Origin of the sequence: Gluconacetobacter asukensis, assembly GCF_014174375.1 — a bacterium.
In the GTDB taxonomy this organism is placed as follows: Bacteria; Pseudomonadota; Alphaproteobacteria; order Acetobacterales; family Acetobacteraceae; genus Gluconacetobacter; species Gluconacetobacter asukensis.
On sequence record NZ_JABEQE010000007.1, the window covers coordinates 1 to 12,728 of the forward strand.

Below are 12,728 nucleotides of genomic sequence, written 5' to 3' on the forward strand. Positions count from 1 at the left end.
AAGGATTACGAGCGCTACGCTTCAACGCTCGCAAGTCTCCATGTCGTCGCTTTCGCATGCTTCATGCTCAGAAACGCCGCTATACTCGCTCAAGGTGCATAACACCCTCTAAGCGCGCCGTCATCGCCCGATCCCGGATATTGTCGCAACTTCTCTGCTGAGAAAATCGGCACAAAGCCGAACCCGCGTCAGGCTTGCCCGCTCGGGTGCGATCAACATGCTTAGCGGTGCGGAGGGAAGCCTGTAATTCGACAGCACGAGGTCCAGCCGGCCGTCCTGCAGGCAGTCCTCCACCAGCCACCGATGCGCCGGCCCGAAACCGCGTCCCGCCAGGAAAGCCTCCCGTGCGGCGAGTCCATGATCGACATTCAGGCGCCCGTGGAATGGAACGATATGATGTTTGCCCTTCGGTCCCTGGAGAACCAGCCGATCGGAACCGTGAACACGGGAGAGGCGCACGCCTTCCCGATCACGCAGATCCTCGGGCCGCCTCAGCGGGCCGTTGCGGCGCAGCCAGTCCGGCGAGGCCACCAGCACACGCTGGCTTTCACCCAGCGCCCGCAGCTTCATCGAACTGTCGGTCAGCGGGCCGAGGCGGATGGCGATGTCGACGCCCTCTCGCACCAGATCGACACGTTCGTCGGTCAGACTGAATTCCACCCGTATCCCAGGATTCCGGTCCTGGAAGGCAAAGATCAGCCGGCTGACATGCAGGACTCCGAGGGCCGCGGTGCATGAGAGGCGGACCGTTCCCGCAATCGCCTGACGTGTCTGGCGCATCTCCTGGCTGGCCTGTTCGACTAGGCACAGGATGTTCAGGCATTGCGCGTAATAGCGCGTGCCCTCTTCGGTCAGTGCCGTGCGGCGGGTGGTGCGGGTGAGCAGAGAAACCCCCAGCGCCTCTTCGAGCTCGCGCAGATGGCGGGTGATCGTGGACTGGCCCGAGCCGGTTTCACGCGCGACTGCCGCGAGATTGCCGCGTTCGGCAATGCGGACGAATGTTCGCATCCGGTCGAGTGAGACATCTGATTGTTCCATTTTCCGGCATTGTCCCTTCCACTCAGCCCATATGGGAAGAGAATAGCCTATCGCCTATCCTCGGAAAGTTGCCAATTCTTTCGACCTGCATGAGGAAGCACCATGAATGTCCTGATCGTCTTCGCCCATCCGGAAAGATACTCGCTCAACGGCGCCCTCCTCGATGTCGCCGTCGCCGAACTGGCGGCCCAGGGACATGAGGTGCGTGTATCGGATCTCTATGCCATGCACTGGAAGGCTGCGGTTGACAGAGACGATTTTCCCGGCCTGTCGTCCGACGGACCGCTGAAGGTCTGGAAAGCGTCCAATGACGGGTTCGCGGCGGACGCGCTCACGGCGGATGTGAAGGCCGAGCAGGAGAAGCTGCTCTGGGCCGATACCGTCATTCTGCAGTTCCCGTTGTGGTGGTTCGCCATGCCGGCCATCCTCAAGGGCTGGGTTGATCGGGTCTATGCCTCCGGCTTCGCCTATGGGGTGGGCGAACACAGCGAGCAGCGCTGGGGCGACCGGTATGGCGAAGGGGTCATGGCCGGCAAGCGCGCAATGCTGATGGTCACTGCAGGCGGGTGGCCCGAACATTATTCGGACCGTGGGATCAATGGCCCGATCGACGATCTGCTGTTCCCGATCAATCATGGGATCCTTTTCTATCCCGGCTTCACCGTTCTGCCACCCTTCGTGGCCTATCGTGTCGATCGGATGGACGAGCCGAAATTCAGGATTCTCGCGGAACAATTGCGCGAGCGGATGAAGACCCTGGAAACGATCGCGCCGATTCCTTATCGCAAGCAGAATTACGGCGACTACCAGATCCCGACCATGGAGCTGCAGCCCGGATTGGCGCCGCCGGGAGCGCGCGGATTCGAGGTACATCTCGCCCCTGAACGCGACTGACAGTTGCGCGGCAAAGCAGGAATGAACGTCAGTGGTCCCAGGCCGGGTATGCCGCTTGGAGCATGTCATCATGCCTGCGCTCCTGGCCGCCTGGCGATGGTCGTGAACCAGGCGCGCAGGGTAGTGGCTTCATCTGGCAATGTCAGCTTCAGTCGGCTGCGGGCGAAATCCAGTGTGACGAACGCGGTGATGTCGGCGATCGAGAAGGCATTGCCCGCGACATAGGGTACATCGCGCAGCCGGGTGTCCAGGTCGGCCATGAAATCGGTCAGCCTCTGACGACCGCGCGCGGCAAGCTCGGGGATTTGCGCATAGCCGTGTGGTCCGACCAGTGCGCGGCCCGACAGTCCCGGCAGGCCGTTCCTTACGGCTTCCATCACTGCAAGATAGCCGTCGATCTCCATGCGCCGGTCCCACATGCCGATGATGGCGCGCTGTTCTCGCGTCGCGCCCATCAGAGGGGGATCGGGATGCAGCTCCTCCAGATAACGGCAGATGACGGGCACCTCGCTGATCGCGGTGCCGTCGTCCAGTTCCAGAACGGGAACAGTGCAGGAGGGATTGAGGATGCGGAACGTGGGCGCGAACTGCTCGCGCTTGGCCAGATCGACCGTAACGGTCGGGATCGTCAGCCCTTTCTCGGCGATGAAGAAGCGTACGCGCCGTGGATTGGGGGCGGTGGGGTAGTCGTAAAGCTTCATGGCAATGCTGCGCGCGGGTGGTGAGAGGGCGGAGACTCCGACTGTTCCCGGATGGCCGTGAGCATGCGACGGCGGATCAGGCCGCTGACCGGGCGGATCAGATACCAATAGGGAGTGAAGCGGCGCCTGGCCAGGTCCGTGACGCAAAGCACGCGGGTTTCCGTCACCAGCCGCCGGGTGTCGTGTGGTCCCTGCTGAATGGAGAAGCCCAGAGCGAGCTTGCAGACGTCGTCATAGCGAGGGGTGAGAAAAGCGTCCGTCGAGGGAATGTCGCACAATCCGTAATCCGCCTGCCAGAACGCACCGACAAGGCCGTAGACCAGAGCCGTATCGTCCTGCCGTTCCAGCACCGTGAAGTCGGTGAGGTCCAGATGCCGTTGCCGCGCGCGGCCGAACAGGCGGGTGGGCATCTCCCGCAGGCGGATGGCGGAGCGGACCAGGGGATCATCCTCATTCCGCCAGGCGGCCACCGCGTTCATGATGCGGCTGGCCGGGGCGGCAATATCGGCGCCATGCCGCTCGCTGAAATCAAAGCGCGGCAGGAAATCCTCCAACGGGTTCATCGTTCTTCCATTCTTCCGCCCGGTAAGCCGGCGCAGGAGCATATTCGGTCAGACGATCCTTTCGTGTCGTATCACCGTTCTTGCGATAATTTATCCGTTGGACTCCATACTTTTCCAGTGATCGTGACGGCGATAGGTCCGTGGAGCAGGCCACACCGTGCTGGCGCGTGGGGGAGTCCGATATCAGGGCGGCCGCTTGCGTTTCTCCTGCATCACCTAGATTCATATAGAAAACATTCGGGGGAGAATGCCAGCATAGTTTCGGACGCGGGAACGACAGCGAGGACGTATGGGAGAGGGGGCGGATCGGGTTCTTGGGATTTGATCTCAGAGCCGATTTCATTGGGTCAGTCTTCATCGGAGGGCGTTTGTTCCAGACTCATCGTCACGGCCGCTTCGGCATGGATCGACGTGGTGTCATAGAGCGGCACCGGGCTGTCGTCAGGAGCGATCAGGAGCATGATTTCCGTGCAGCCCAGAATGATCGCTTCCGCCCCACGGCGTTGCAGCCGTTCGATGATGTCGCGATAGGCTCGGCGTGAATCCGGCAGGACACGCCCCCGCACCAGTTCCTCGTAGATTACCTGATGGATGGTTCGGCGATCGTCTTCGTCCGGAACAAGCACGTCGAGATCATGCCGTTCCGTCAGGCGCCCCTTGTAGAAATCCTGTTCCATCGTGAAAGCCATGCCCAGTAGCCCTACCCTGCGCAGCCCGTCCGCTCGGATGCGTGCGGCGGTCGGGTCGGCAATGTGCAGCAGGGGGATATCGATCGCCGCCTGCACGTTGTCTGCCATGCGATGCATGGTGTTCGTGCAGATCATGACGAAATCCGCGCCGCCACGTTCGAGCCGACGTGCGGCCTCGATCATCCGATCCGTGGCGTCGTCCCAGCGATCCGCGTGCTGCAGATTTTCGATTTCGGCGAAATCGAACGACCACATCAGGCACTGGGCGGAATGGAGCCCACCCAGCCGCTGGCGCACGCCTTCATTGATGAGGCGATAATAGGCGGCGGAGCTTTCCCAACTCATGCCGCCGATGAGGCCGATCGTTTTCATCGTGCTGCGGCTTCCTGTAACAGAGGGTAAAGCGACGCCACCAGCAGCAGCGCCATACCGACATTGAAACTGCGTAGGATCGCGGGGCGTGTCAGCCAGCGTCGCATGCTCGCGCCGAAACCGGCCCATAGGCTGACTGTCGGTAGATTGATCGCCCCGCAGATCAGGCAGGCGACCAGAAGGTTGAACAGGTAGTCCTGACGGGGCGTGTAGGCGGAGACGATACCAATCGCCATGACCCATGCCTTCGGGTTGACCCACTGGAAGCCGGCCGCCTGAAGAAAACCGATGGGCCGCGCGCTGCTGATCGACGCCGTGCTGGTATCCGATGTCGCGATTTTCCAGGCGAGCCACAACAGATACAGCGCACTGACATATTTCAGCATCACATAGAGCAGGGGGAGCCGGTCGAAGATGCTGCCCAGCCCGACACCGACCAGGGCGATCATGATGACGAACCCGACACTGACGCCCAGCATGTGCGGCACCGTCCGCCGAAATCCATGATTGAGCCCAGACGCCGCGAGCATTGTGTTGTTCGGACCCGGTGTGATCAATGCGACAAGCGCGAACACAGCCAGGGGACCGAAGCTGTTCCAGAAGGCCGACATCAGCGCATCTCCGTTTGCACCACAGGCAGTATCTGCAGTATTGACGAATCAGCCGGAACAGAACCGGTACAGTTCGGCCAACTTCTTGCAAACTGTTCCGGAGGTGCGACCATGTCAGTCGATCGCAGACGCCCTTCGGCGTTGATGCCGCACTGGCAGCCCGTCCGTGGTGGTGACCGGACGCTCGTCGCCCAGCTTGAGGATGAGATCGCCGGCCGCATCGCCGATCATGTCCTGCGCCCCGGCAGTCGCCTGCCGTCAGTGCGACGGATGGCGGAAGCCGCCGGCATCAGCCGCTTCACGGTCATTGAGGCGTACGAGCGGCTGGTGGCGCGTGGCCTCGTCGAACCGCGTCATGGTTCCGGCTATTTCGTGCGCACGCGCGCCGAGGCCCCCATTATCGCCGATGCGGCGTCGGTACCTTGCCCGCCACCGTCCCGCCTGGACGTGGCCTGGCTCTTGCGTGGCATGTTCGGCGATGGCTCCCCCGTGGAGATTCCGGCCGGTGCCGGTCTGCTGCCGACGGGCTGGCTGGATGCGGGGCTTGTTAATACCGCTATTCGTGCGGTGGGTCGTACGGCGGATGACGCGTTTCTCGGCTATGGGCACCCGCGCGGCTATCCGCCATTGCGCGCACAATTGGCATCCCTTCTCCGGAGCCAAGGGATCGGGGCTCACCCGGATCAGCATCTGATGACGACGGCAGGGGTGACGCAAGGGCTGGACCTGATCCTTCGTTTGCTTGTGCAACCGGGCGATACGGTTTTGGTGGAGGATCCCGGCTGGTTCCTGATCTTTGGGCGGCTTGCGGCCTATGGCACGCGGATCGTCGGCGTGCCGCGTGGTCCGGAAGGGCCAGATATGGAGGCACTTGACCGGCTGGCGGCCGCGTATCGACCCAAGCTGTTCCTGATCAACAGCGCGGTGCATAATCCAACGGGTCATACGCTCACGGCATCAGCGGCCTATGACGTGCTCCGTCTGGCGGAAAAACACGATTTCCTGGTCGTCGAAGACGACACGTATGCCGACTTTCATCCCGATACGCCGATCCGGCTCGCAGCCCTCGATCGGCTGCGGCGCGTTATTCTTGTCGGCGGCTACGCCAAAACCCTGGCGGCCGGGCTGCGCGTCGGCATGTTGGCCGCATCGCCCGACCTGATCGCGCGCCTGCCCGATCTGAAGCTTCTGGTGGGCCTGACGACTCCCAACGTGGGGGAAAGCGTCGTGCATCATCTTCTGCACGAGGGTCATTACAAGCGGCATCTGGCCCGTGTCCGCCTGCGGGTTGACGAGGCCCGGCACCGCTGCATTGAGGCACTGACTGAGTGCGGCCTGACGCTGCCGCATCTGCCGTATGCCGGCATGTTCGTCTGGGCCGATTGCGGACGGGATTCCGAAGGCGTGACGCGCCGGGCTGCGGAGCATGGCGTCCTGCTGGCGCCGGGCTCCCTGTTCTCTCCGACACAGGCTCCATCGACCATGCTGCGTTTTACCGTGAGTATCGCGGATACGCCGAAACTGTGGCCGGTGTTGAGGACTATCCTTATGCGAGAAACAGAAGGCGCCTGGCCAGTATGACCGATATTGTGGCTGCATCGGAGAACAGTCATGACCATGCGGTGGAGTGAAAAAGTACGTTAAATCTGTCGTTTGTGCTCGCAACCATCTCGGATTGCGGATTCCACAATTTGAGAACCAATCCTGCCCCCGCAACCACTGATACCGACACTCCCGTGAGCCCAGCTCCGGGAGTGTTCGTGTTTTTAGCCTTTCCAATGGCTTGCTGCTCGATCCAGTTCAGGATCGTGCCCAGTTCTCCATACAGCATCGCGTCGATCTCGCCCCGGTTCGGGCCGGGAGTGAGCACGACCTTCTCGATCAGCGCCCGAAGCGCCTCGGCGGCTTCCAGCCGTTCCTCGGGGCGGTTGAGGGCGTCGGTCAGACGGCCGACCTTCCGGGCGTAGACCGCTGCGGCACTCGGCAGCAGGTCCGGCACAGCGTCGGGGACATCGGACAGCAGGGATGCCAGCTCGGCCTTGCGGGCTTCGAGCGTGTCCATCTCCGCTTTCATGCTGGGATGAAACATGCCTTCCTTGATGGCCTCGATGATGCCCCGGATCTGTTTCTCGACCTTCACCTGTTCCACCTGCCAGACATCGGCGTTGGACCGACGCTCGCGATTCAGACGGTTGGTCTCCTCGGCATAGGCGCGCATCGCCTCGGCCGCGATCTCGGGCGCCATCATCCGGTCCTTAAGACCGGAGAGCACGCGGCGCTCCAGATCGGGACGGGGGATCGTCCGACTGTTGGTGCAGGAGCCATTGGTGACATGGCCTGAACAGGCGAAACGGTCGGAACCTCGCAGAGCGTAGGGGCCACCGCACTGGCCGCAGAACAGCAGGCCCGATAGCAGGGATTTCGGCCGGCGCGTGCCGTTGAGCCGGTTGCGCTTGTGGTGGGCGCGAACAGCCTCGGTGACGTTGACGTATTTCTCGGCGATCTGGCTCTGCCGCGCTTCACATGGCCCCGGATGGTGGTGTCGCTCCACAGCTTGCCCTCGGGGCCGGCAATGCCCTGATCGTTCAGAGCCTTGGCAATCGCGCGCGGGCCAATGCCGGCAGCGAAGTCACGGAAGATGCGGCGGACGATCTCCGCCTGATGCGCGTCGATCTCGCGGTCGCCCCGGATCTGTTCCCCGCGTGCGTCGAACTGTTGGATGACGCGATAGCCATAGCACAACCCACCGCCAGATTTGCCGTCCTCGACCCGGCCGCGCAGGCCACGATGGGTCTTGGCCGCCAGATCTTTGAGGAACAGGGCGTTCATGGTGCCCTTGAGGCCGACATGCAGTTCGCTGATCTCGCCCTCGGAGAGGGTGACGATCGGCACGCCGGCGAATTTCAGGTGCTTGAACAGGGTGGCGACGTCGGCCTGGTCGCGCGAGATGCGGTCCAGCGCTTCGGCCAGCACGATATCGAACCGTCCGGCCTGGGCATCCTGTAACAGGGTCTGGATACCGGGACGCAGGATCATGCTGGCGCCGGAGATGCCCGCGTCCTTGTAGGCGCCAATGACGTTCCATTTCTCGCGCTTGGCGTGTTCGCGGCAGACGCGGAACTGGTCCTCGATCGAGGCGTCGCGCTGGTTGTCGGAGGAATAACGGGCATACAGGGCGACGCGGGTCATGGGGGTGTTCCTTGGGTGGTGTTTCCTATCAGGCGACCTTGTCCATCCGGCTGGGCCGGATCAGCACCTCGGCCGAAATGCCGAGGCCGTCATGTAACTGGCGGATCATGTCGATCGACAGGCCGCGCTTGCGGTTCAGCACGTCCGCTACCCGGTTACGCGGGCCGATCATCGGCTCCAGATCCTTGCGGGTGAGGCCCTGCTGTTCCATGCGGAAGCGGATCGCCTCGACCGGATCGGGCGGGTCGATCGGATGGTGCTTCACCTCATACGCGTCGATCAGGGTTGCCAGCACATCGAGCTTGTCGCCGTCCGGCGTGCCGCTTTTGGCACCCCACAGGCGTCCGACTTCTTCCAGCGCCGCGTCATAATCCGCCTCGTTGCGGATGGGTTTCAGATCAGCCGTCATGTTCCACCTCCGTCACGTCGATCCTGTCATACGCTTTGTGTGTGCCGATCCATTTGATCCAGACGATGCTTTTCTCGAAATCGACCGCCACGACTAGGCGATAGGCGTTACCTTTGATGTTGAAGACGATCCGCTCGGCGCTGACGATGCTGGCTGTGGCATAGAGCCGCTTCACATCGGCGGTGCTCGTCCATGTGGCCCTGCCGACTTCGGCGAACCAGGCGTCCAGCGCTGCCTTGACGGCCGGCTGGTCCTTCTGGCCCGTCAGGCTGTCGACGAACTCCCTCAGCGTGCGGCGGGCGATGATCCTCATTGACTGACCTTATATCACGGGACCATAATGGTCACAAGAAAAATACACGACTGCCCGACGAGGGGTTGTTCGCCGGGGGCAACGCTGCCGGGAAGGGGAAGCTATCGCATAGGACCGGATCGGTTCTGCCGGGCCTGTTTCCTCTCCAGCGCGCAAGCACGCTCGAACTGCTCGCGGGCCATCTGTCGCCCGATCAGGCGGGCGAGGGACCGGATGGCGTCATCGGACGGGCGAAGCGCCTGTTCGGCCGTTTCCGCCGAATTGTTGGGAGCGAACACCTCGATCCTGATCCTGTCGGGTCTGCGTGCCATCCTGCCCACCTTCCCGGTCATGGGGCGACAGGACCGATGAAGGACAGGACAAGGGGATTTGAGAAGACCGTGCGACCGCCCATGCGGTAATCGGCGGCGATCGCGCAGGAAAGGGAGGCTTGTCGGCTGTGGAAAAGGTGATCATTCTTCTGGCGATCGGATATGCCATTGGATTCTATGTTCGGGATCGCCGCGCGAAAGAGGTCGTGGCACGGCAGGCTGCCGTTCAGCAGCAGGAAGACGAGCGGCGTCGGCAGTATCGGCAGGAGAACGACCTGTCCGATCCGCAGAACCAGCTGCGCTTCATTGACGAATGTCGTCTGAAGGCGGTCCCTCCCGTCAATCGGGAAGCCGTACGCGTGCTCTATGCGATCGACGAATGGATCAAGGATAGGCAGCCCGACTGGCGTTTCGCTTTCGAGGTTGCGATGGGTGGTTTCATCAAAACGCCGTATGCCCCGGATGATCCACGTCAGAAGCGGGCGTTCAATTCCTACAGCGGCAAGCGTGTCGATTTCCTTCTGATCGATCGTTTTGGCAATCCGGTCCTGGTGGTCGAGTATAATGGTTCGGGCCATGATCTGTCCCGCGACGCTGACGCTCGTATGGCGGTCAAGCGTCTGGCTTTGCAGAAGGCGGATATCCCGCTGCTCGAAATTCCCGAGAAGATGGGCAAGTCCGACATCTTCGCCGCTCTTTCGGAGAAAGTCGGAGTGTTTGAGGCTGAAGAAAGAACAGGCTAAGGGCTCCGCCTCGTGCTGGCAAGGGTGCGCGCCAGCAGGCTGACGCCGCCCGACGGGGTGTCCCCGTCTTCCTTCGCTGCGCTCCGTGCAGACCGGGCGATACCCCTCCCCATCGGTCGCCCTTGAGCGACCGAACCAGGTGTGGGAGCGATTGTGGCGATTGGTCAAATACGAGTAGGTCTATCTACGCGCCTATGACAGCGTTGGCGACGCGCGGGTCGCGCTCGGCCGGTATCGGGATTTTCACAATCGAAAACGCCCACATTCTAGCCTCGATGCGCGAACGCCGGATCAAACCTACTTCGGTAGAAAGCCCGAAATCGCAGCAGCGGCCTGAAGGTTAGGCATTACAATATCAACCGGCAGAGGCAGCACTTATCGGATGCGAGACGTTATCTCCACCAAGCCGGGCACTTCTTACAGAAACTATCGTCCATATCTCACATGAGGGCAGTTGCCGTCTGTCTGTTACTTCTCCACAAACATGCAGGTGGTTTGGACCGGGGCAGCGGAGGGTCAGCGTTGTATAGCTGCAAGGAATATACCTGACATCGTTATTTCTGATCCGAGCCCTGAAGTGTTCCCGCATTCTCACTTACCCCGACGTTGGTGATGCTATAAGAATCGAAATGAAGATGCTGTGCAGGCGGAAGCGGTTCGGGGTCGGTGACGTCCAGGGCTCCGAATGTCCGATGTTTAAAATCGAACATGACCGTTCTATTGCGGAAGAACTGATATCCAAGTGATATTCTCTCAATATTTTCGGTAATGAGGAAATCCTGGTATGGCAAATTAACGTCGGCAACCGATACAGTCACCTTTTTACTCAGATAACCATGATTCTTTCCCACGAAATCGAGCATGACCTGAGGTCGCATTTTAAGCGCCCTTGTGGTAAAGCCCAGCTTCTTCGCCTCATTCAGAGGCAGCATATCTCGACCAAGATCGGGGTCGAAATGAATCCGTACCTTTTTCCCCGCGATTACCCCATCAACGGAGTCATCCTCGCGCAGATCAGCAATGTGAGCATCTGCCCCCAGCAGTCGCGTTGACGAGCCGCATCGATCGTGATCCCAGCGATAGAATGCCAATTTCCTATGAGGAATATCAATGAGTTCTATCAACCCATACTCGCTGAGAAACTCGCGGCCGATGATGCCCACAATGGGTGGTATACCTGCGCGTACTGGGAAAGCTCGATCTACGATAAGCGCCCGCAAGTCGTGAAGCTCAAGTGTTCCGAACTGTAGGCGACCAACGTGCGTCAACTCCGCCGGCTCCCGCTGTCGGTCGATCCCTATTGCAGTCACAGAACCATCGTCTGCGAACCAGAAATCGTCGGACACATTCCTCACGAGAAATTTGCCGTATTGGGGAGAGACGAAGAGTGCACCACGCATGCCGTCGAATTTTGCCTCCACCAGAGGACTGTCCCCTACGCCCCCGAGCAGTGGAAGCACGGTCGCTGCACTGATACATTCGGCGACCGATGGCAGATCACGACTGAAGGCAGTCGCAGCTGCGGATATGATGATGCCAGTAAAGGCCATCACCGTGAGGGTTGTCCGCAAAGCATATCTCCCCGCCATGCCGCGTTCCGCCAGCAAGTGCCAGTTGAGAGCGCTCGTCAAAAGTTTGGGACTCATAATTCCAAGGCAATTCAATGCGACCACAAGCCATTGTGTGACGAGCGCCTGTGACCGGGTATCTTCGGGCCACCATCTGCGATCCGTCGGTTGGTCAGCGAGGTAGACCAGAGTGGGCTGGGAGTCCCGGAGTGTAACGTCGCCACCTTCCAGGACCGGGACTTCCCCGAACGAGTTCAGTTTCCGGAAATTCGGATCATGATGCTGGCCCGACGCAAGATCGACCGAAACGAGATCCAGCTTCGTGTTGGTAAGGGTCGCAAAAAGCCGAATTTTGTAGCAGTTTCCAGAGACGTCCAGATCATAGAAAACCATCACGGGGTGTCCTGCGACTTAACTGTCTGACCGGAAATGAGTTGAGTGATTTCAGCGGGTTATGATTCATGGGTTTGCGAGAACCTGATGAGATCAAGATGGCCTGGACTGAAATCACCCGAGCGCAGTATCGCCGGGACGAGCTGGAGTATGCAAGCGACCTGCGCGATGCGGAATGGGCGCTGATTGCGCCACTGATGCCCGAGAGAAAACGACTGGGAAGACCACGACGTACGGATTTGCGCCGCGTCATGGAGGCGATCCTCTATATTGTCACCACGGGCTGCCAGTGGCGGCAATTGCCGCGCCACTTTCCCGCCTTCACGACCGTGCAGGGCTATTTCTACCGTTGGATCCGCGAGGGCCGATGGGAAGCCATGAACCATATTCTCGTGATCCTGTCGCGTGAGCAGGACGGGCGAGGCGCCACGCCTTCGGTGGGCATTATCGATAGCCAATCGGTTAAAACCGCTGAAAACGGCGGCCCTCGCGGTTATGACGCGGGCAAGAAGATCAAGGGACGCAAGCGGCATATCGCGACCGACACGCTGGGTCATGTCGTGGCGGCTGTCGTGCATCCCGCCGACGTTCAGGATCGTGACGGCGCGCCGCTGGTAGCGACCAGGATACGCTCATTGTTCCCCTGGCTTCGCCATCTGATCGGTGACGGAGGGTATGCCGGCGAGAAGTTGCGTGGTGCGCTGGCTGAACTCGGCCGATGGACGATCGAGATCGTCAAGCGCAGCGATCGGGCCGAAGGCTTCGTCGTCCTGCCCAAACGCTGGATCGTGGAGCGCAGCTTTGCATGGCTCGGGCGCTGCCGCCGCCTCACGAAGGATGTCGAGGCAACAATCTCGTCATCCCACGCGTGGTTGATGATCGCCCATATCCGCAGAGTTCTGCGGAAAATCAATCAGACCGCTTTCTGATTCAG

Annotated in this window: 14 protein-coding genes and 3 pseudogenes; 6 read left to right on the plus strand and 11 right to left on the minus strand. The window is 60.9% G+C overall.

Features of this window, described 5'->3' with window-relative positions:
• Window positions 1-102, plus strand: a pseudogene (locus tag HLH35_RS09395) (IS5/IS1182 family transposase); the annotation flags it as partial.
• Between the two features lie 18 nt (window positions 103-120).
• On the opposite strand, the gene HLH35_RS09400 reads toward HLH35_RS09395, so the two are convergent.
• The gene (locus tag HLH35_RS09400; protein ID WP_182978905.1) at window positions 121-1,038 is read right to left on the minus strand and encodes a LysR family transcriptional regulator; all 918 of its coding nucleotides are present in this window, start codon (window positions 1,036-1,038) and stop codon (window positions 121-123) included.
• 102 nt (window positions 1,039-1,140) lie between these two features.
• Between HLH35_RS09400 and HLH35_RS09405 the strand changes: the two genes are divergently transcribed.
• Window positions 1,141-1,932, plus strand: a complete 792-nt coding sequence (locus HLH35_RS09405; protein ID WP_182978906.1) for an NAD(P)H-dependent oxidoreductase — start codon at window positions 1,141-1,143, stop codon at window positions 1,930-1,932.
• Window positions 1,933-2,000: 68 nt separating this feature from the next.
• Here HLH35_RS09405 and HLH35_RS09410 read toward each other — a convergent pair whose 3' ends face one another.
• The 4 genes from HLH35_RS09410 to HLH35_RS09425 all read right to left on the minus strand — a co-directional run bounded on the left by HLH35_RS09410 (window position 2,001) and on the right by HLH35_RS09425 (window position 4,868).
• The gene (locus HLH35_RS09410) at window positions 2,001-2,633 is read right to left on the minus strand and encodes a glutathione S-transferase family protein (RefSeq protein ID WP_182978907.1); all 633 of its coding nucleotides are present in this window, start codon (window positions 2,631-2,633) and stop codon (window positions 2,001-2,003) included.
• A complete protein-coding gene (locus tag HLH35_RS09415) occupies window positions 2,630-3,196 on the minus strand; it encodes a hypothetical protein (protein ID WP_182978908.1) in 567 nt (188 codons plus the stop codon). The genes HLH35_RS09410 and HLH35_RS09415 overlap by 4 nt, the downstream gene beginning before the upstream one ends.
• Before the next feature lie 347 nt (window positions 3,197-3,543).
• On the minus strand, window positions 3,544-4,257 hold the full coding sequence (locus HLH35_RS09420) for an aspartate/glutamate racemase family protein (protein ID WP_182978909.1): 714 nt from the start codon (window positions 4,255-4,257) through the stop codon (window positions 3,544-3,546).
• Complete coding sequence (locus HLH35_RS09425; protein ID WP_182978910.1) at window positions 4,254-4,868, minus strand: LysE family translocator; 615 nt, start codon at window positions 4,866-4,868, stop codon at window positions 4,254-4,256. The genes HLH35_RS09420 and HLH35_RS09425 overlap by 4 nt, the downstream gene beginning before the upstream one ends.
• A gap of 144 nt (window positions 4,869-5,012) precedes the next feature.
• Here HLH35_RS09425 and HLH35_RS09430 point away from each other — a divergent pair, with 144 nt between their 5' ends.
• Window positions 5,013-6,449 (plus strand): aminotransferase-like domain-containing protein, encoded by a 1,437-nt coding sequence (locus HLH35_RS09430; protein WP_246384986.1) that lies wholly within the window; start codon window positions 5,013-5,015, stop codon window positions 6,447-6,449.
• A gap of 28 nt (window positions 6,450-6,477) precedes the next feature.
• Here the strand turns inward: HLH35_RS09430 and HLH35_RS19910 are convergent.
• From HLH35_RS19910 to HLH35_RS09450, 5 genes and pseudogenes are all read right to left on the minus strand, one after another.
• Window positions 6,478-7,224 (minus strand): annotated as a pseudogene (locus HLH35_RS19910) (recombinase family protein); the annotation flags it as partial.
• Window positions 7,113-8,057 (minus strand): recombinase family protein, encoded by a 945-nt coding sequence (locus HLH35_RS19915; RefSeq protein ID WP_246384987.1) that lies wholly within the window; start codon window positions 8,055-8,057, stop codon window positions 7,113-7,115. The pseudogene HLH35_RS19910 and the gene HLH35_RS19915, both read right to left, overlap by 112 nt.
• 28 nt (window positions 8,058-8,085) lie before the next feature.
• Window positions 8,086-8,466, minus strand: a complete 381-nt coding sequence (locus HLH35_RS09440) for a helix-turn-helix domain-containing protein (RefSeq protein WP_182978912.1) — start codon at window positions 8,464-8,466, stop codon at window positions 8,086-8,088.
• Window positions 8,456-8,779, minus strand: coding sequence for a type II toxin-antitoxin system HigB family toxin (locus HLH35_RS09445; RefSeq protein WP_182978913.1), 324 nt, complete (start codon window positions 8,777-8,779; stop codon window positions 8,456-8,458). Before HLH35_RS09445 ends, HLH35_RS09440 begins: the two co-directional genes overlap by 11 nt.
• Window positions 8,780-8,880: 101 nt before the next feature.
• Window positions 8,881-9,090 carry a hypothetical protein gene (locus HLH35_RS09450; RefSeq protein WP_246384988.1) on the minus strand — a complete coding sequence of 70 codons (210 nt, stop codon included), beginning with the start codon at window positions 9,088-9,090 and terminating at the stop codon, window positions 8,881-8,883.
• A 128-nt stretch (window positions 9,091-9,218) separates the two neighbouring features.
• On the opposite strand from HLH35_RS09450, the gene HLH35_RS09455 reads away from it, so the two are divergent.
• Both HLH35_RS09455 and HLH35_RS09460 read left to right on the plus strand, forming a co-directional pair.
• Entirely contained in the window at window positions 9,219-9,833 is a 615-nt protein-coding gene (locus HLH35_RS09455; RefSeq protein ID WP_182979049.1) for a DUF2726 domain-containing protein, read from the plus strand.
• 127 nt (window positions 9,834-9,960) lie between these two features.
• Window positions 9,961-10,170 (plus strand): annotated as a pseudogene (locus tag HLH35_RS09460) (integrase core domain-containing protein); the annotation flags it as partial.
• Between the two features lie 217 nt (window positions 10,171-10,387).
• On the opposite strand, the gene HLH35_RS09465 reads toward HLH35_RS09460, so the two are convergent.
• The gene (locus HLH35_RS09465) at window positions 10,388-11,794 is read right to left on the minus strand and encodes a glutathione S-transferase N-terminal domain-containing protein (protein WP_182979050.1); all 1,407 of its coding nucleotides are present in this window, start codon (window positions 11,792-11,794) and stop codon (window positions 10,388-10,390) included.
• A gap of 98 nt (window positions 11,795-11,892) precedes the next feature.
• Between HLH35_RS09465 and HLH35_RS09470 the strand changes: the two genes are divergently transcribed.
• Window positions 11,893-12,723 carry an IS5-like element ISGdi3 family transposase gene (locus tag HLH35_RS09470; protein WP_182978915.1) on the plus strand — a complete coding sequence of 277 codons (831 nt, stop codon included), beginning with the start codon at window positions 11,893-11,895 and terminating at the stop codon, window positions 12,721-12,723.
• The last annotated feature ends 5 nt before the right edge of the window (window positions 12,724-12,728 follow it).

Coding starts and splice junctions, on each gene's coding strand:
- HLH35_RS09400 (WP_182978905.1), bottom strand. CDS start 1,038: ATGGAACAATCAGATGTCTCACTCGACCGGATGCGAACATTCGTCCGC.
- HLH35_RS09405 (WP_182978906.1), top strand. CDS start 1,141: ATGAATGTCCTGATCGTCTTCGCCCATCCGGAAAGATACTCGCTCAAC.
- HLH35_RS09410 (WP_182978907.1), bottom strand. CDS start 2,633: ATGAAGCTTTACGACTACCCCACCGCCCCCAATCCACGGCGCGTACGC.
- HLH35_RS09415 (WP_182978908.1), bottom strand. CDS start 3,196: ATGAACCCGTTGGAGGATTTCCTGCCGCGCTTTGATTTCAGCGAGCGG.
- HLH35_RS09420 (WP_182978909.1), bottom strand. CDS start 4,257: ATGAAAACGATCGGCCTCATCGGCGGCATGAGTTGGGAAAGCTCCGCC.
- HLH35_RS09425 (WP_182978910.1), bottom strand. CDS start 4,868: ATGTCGGCCTTCTGGAACAGCTTCGGTCCCCTGGCTGTGTTCGCGCTT.
- HLH35_RS09430 (WP_246384986.1), top strand. CDS start 5,013: ATGCCGCACTGGCAGCCCGTCCGTGGTGGTGACCGGACGCTCGTCGCC.
- HLH35_RS19915 (WP_246384987.1), bottom strand. CDS start 8,057: ATGACCCGCGTCGCCCTGTATGCCCGTTATTCCTCCGACAACCAGCGC.
- HLH35_RS09440 (WP_182978912.1), bottom strand. CDS start 8,466: ATGACGGCTGATCTGAAACCCATCCGCAACGAGGCGGATTATGACGCG.
- HLH35_RS09445 (WP_182978913.1), bottom strand. CDS start 8,779: ATGAGGATCATCGCCCGCCGCACGCTGAGGGAGTTCGTCGACAGCCTG.
- HLH35_RS09450 (WP_246384988.1), bottom strand. CDS start 9,090: ATGGCACGCAGACCCGACAGGATCAGGATCGAGGTGTTCGCTCCCAAC.
- HLH35_RS09465 (WP_182979050.1), bottom strand. CDS start 11,794: ATGGTTTTCTATGATCTGGACGTCTCTGGAAACTGCTACAAAATTCGG.
- HLH35_RS09470 (WP_182978915.1), top strand. CDS start 11,893: ATGGCCTGGACTGAAATCACCCGAGCGCAGTATCGCCGGGACGAGCTG.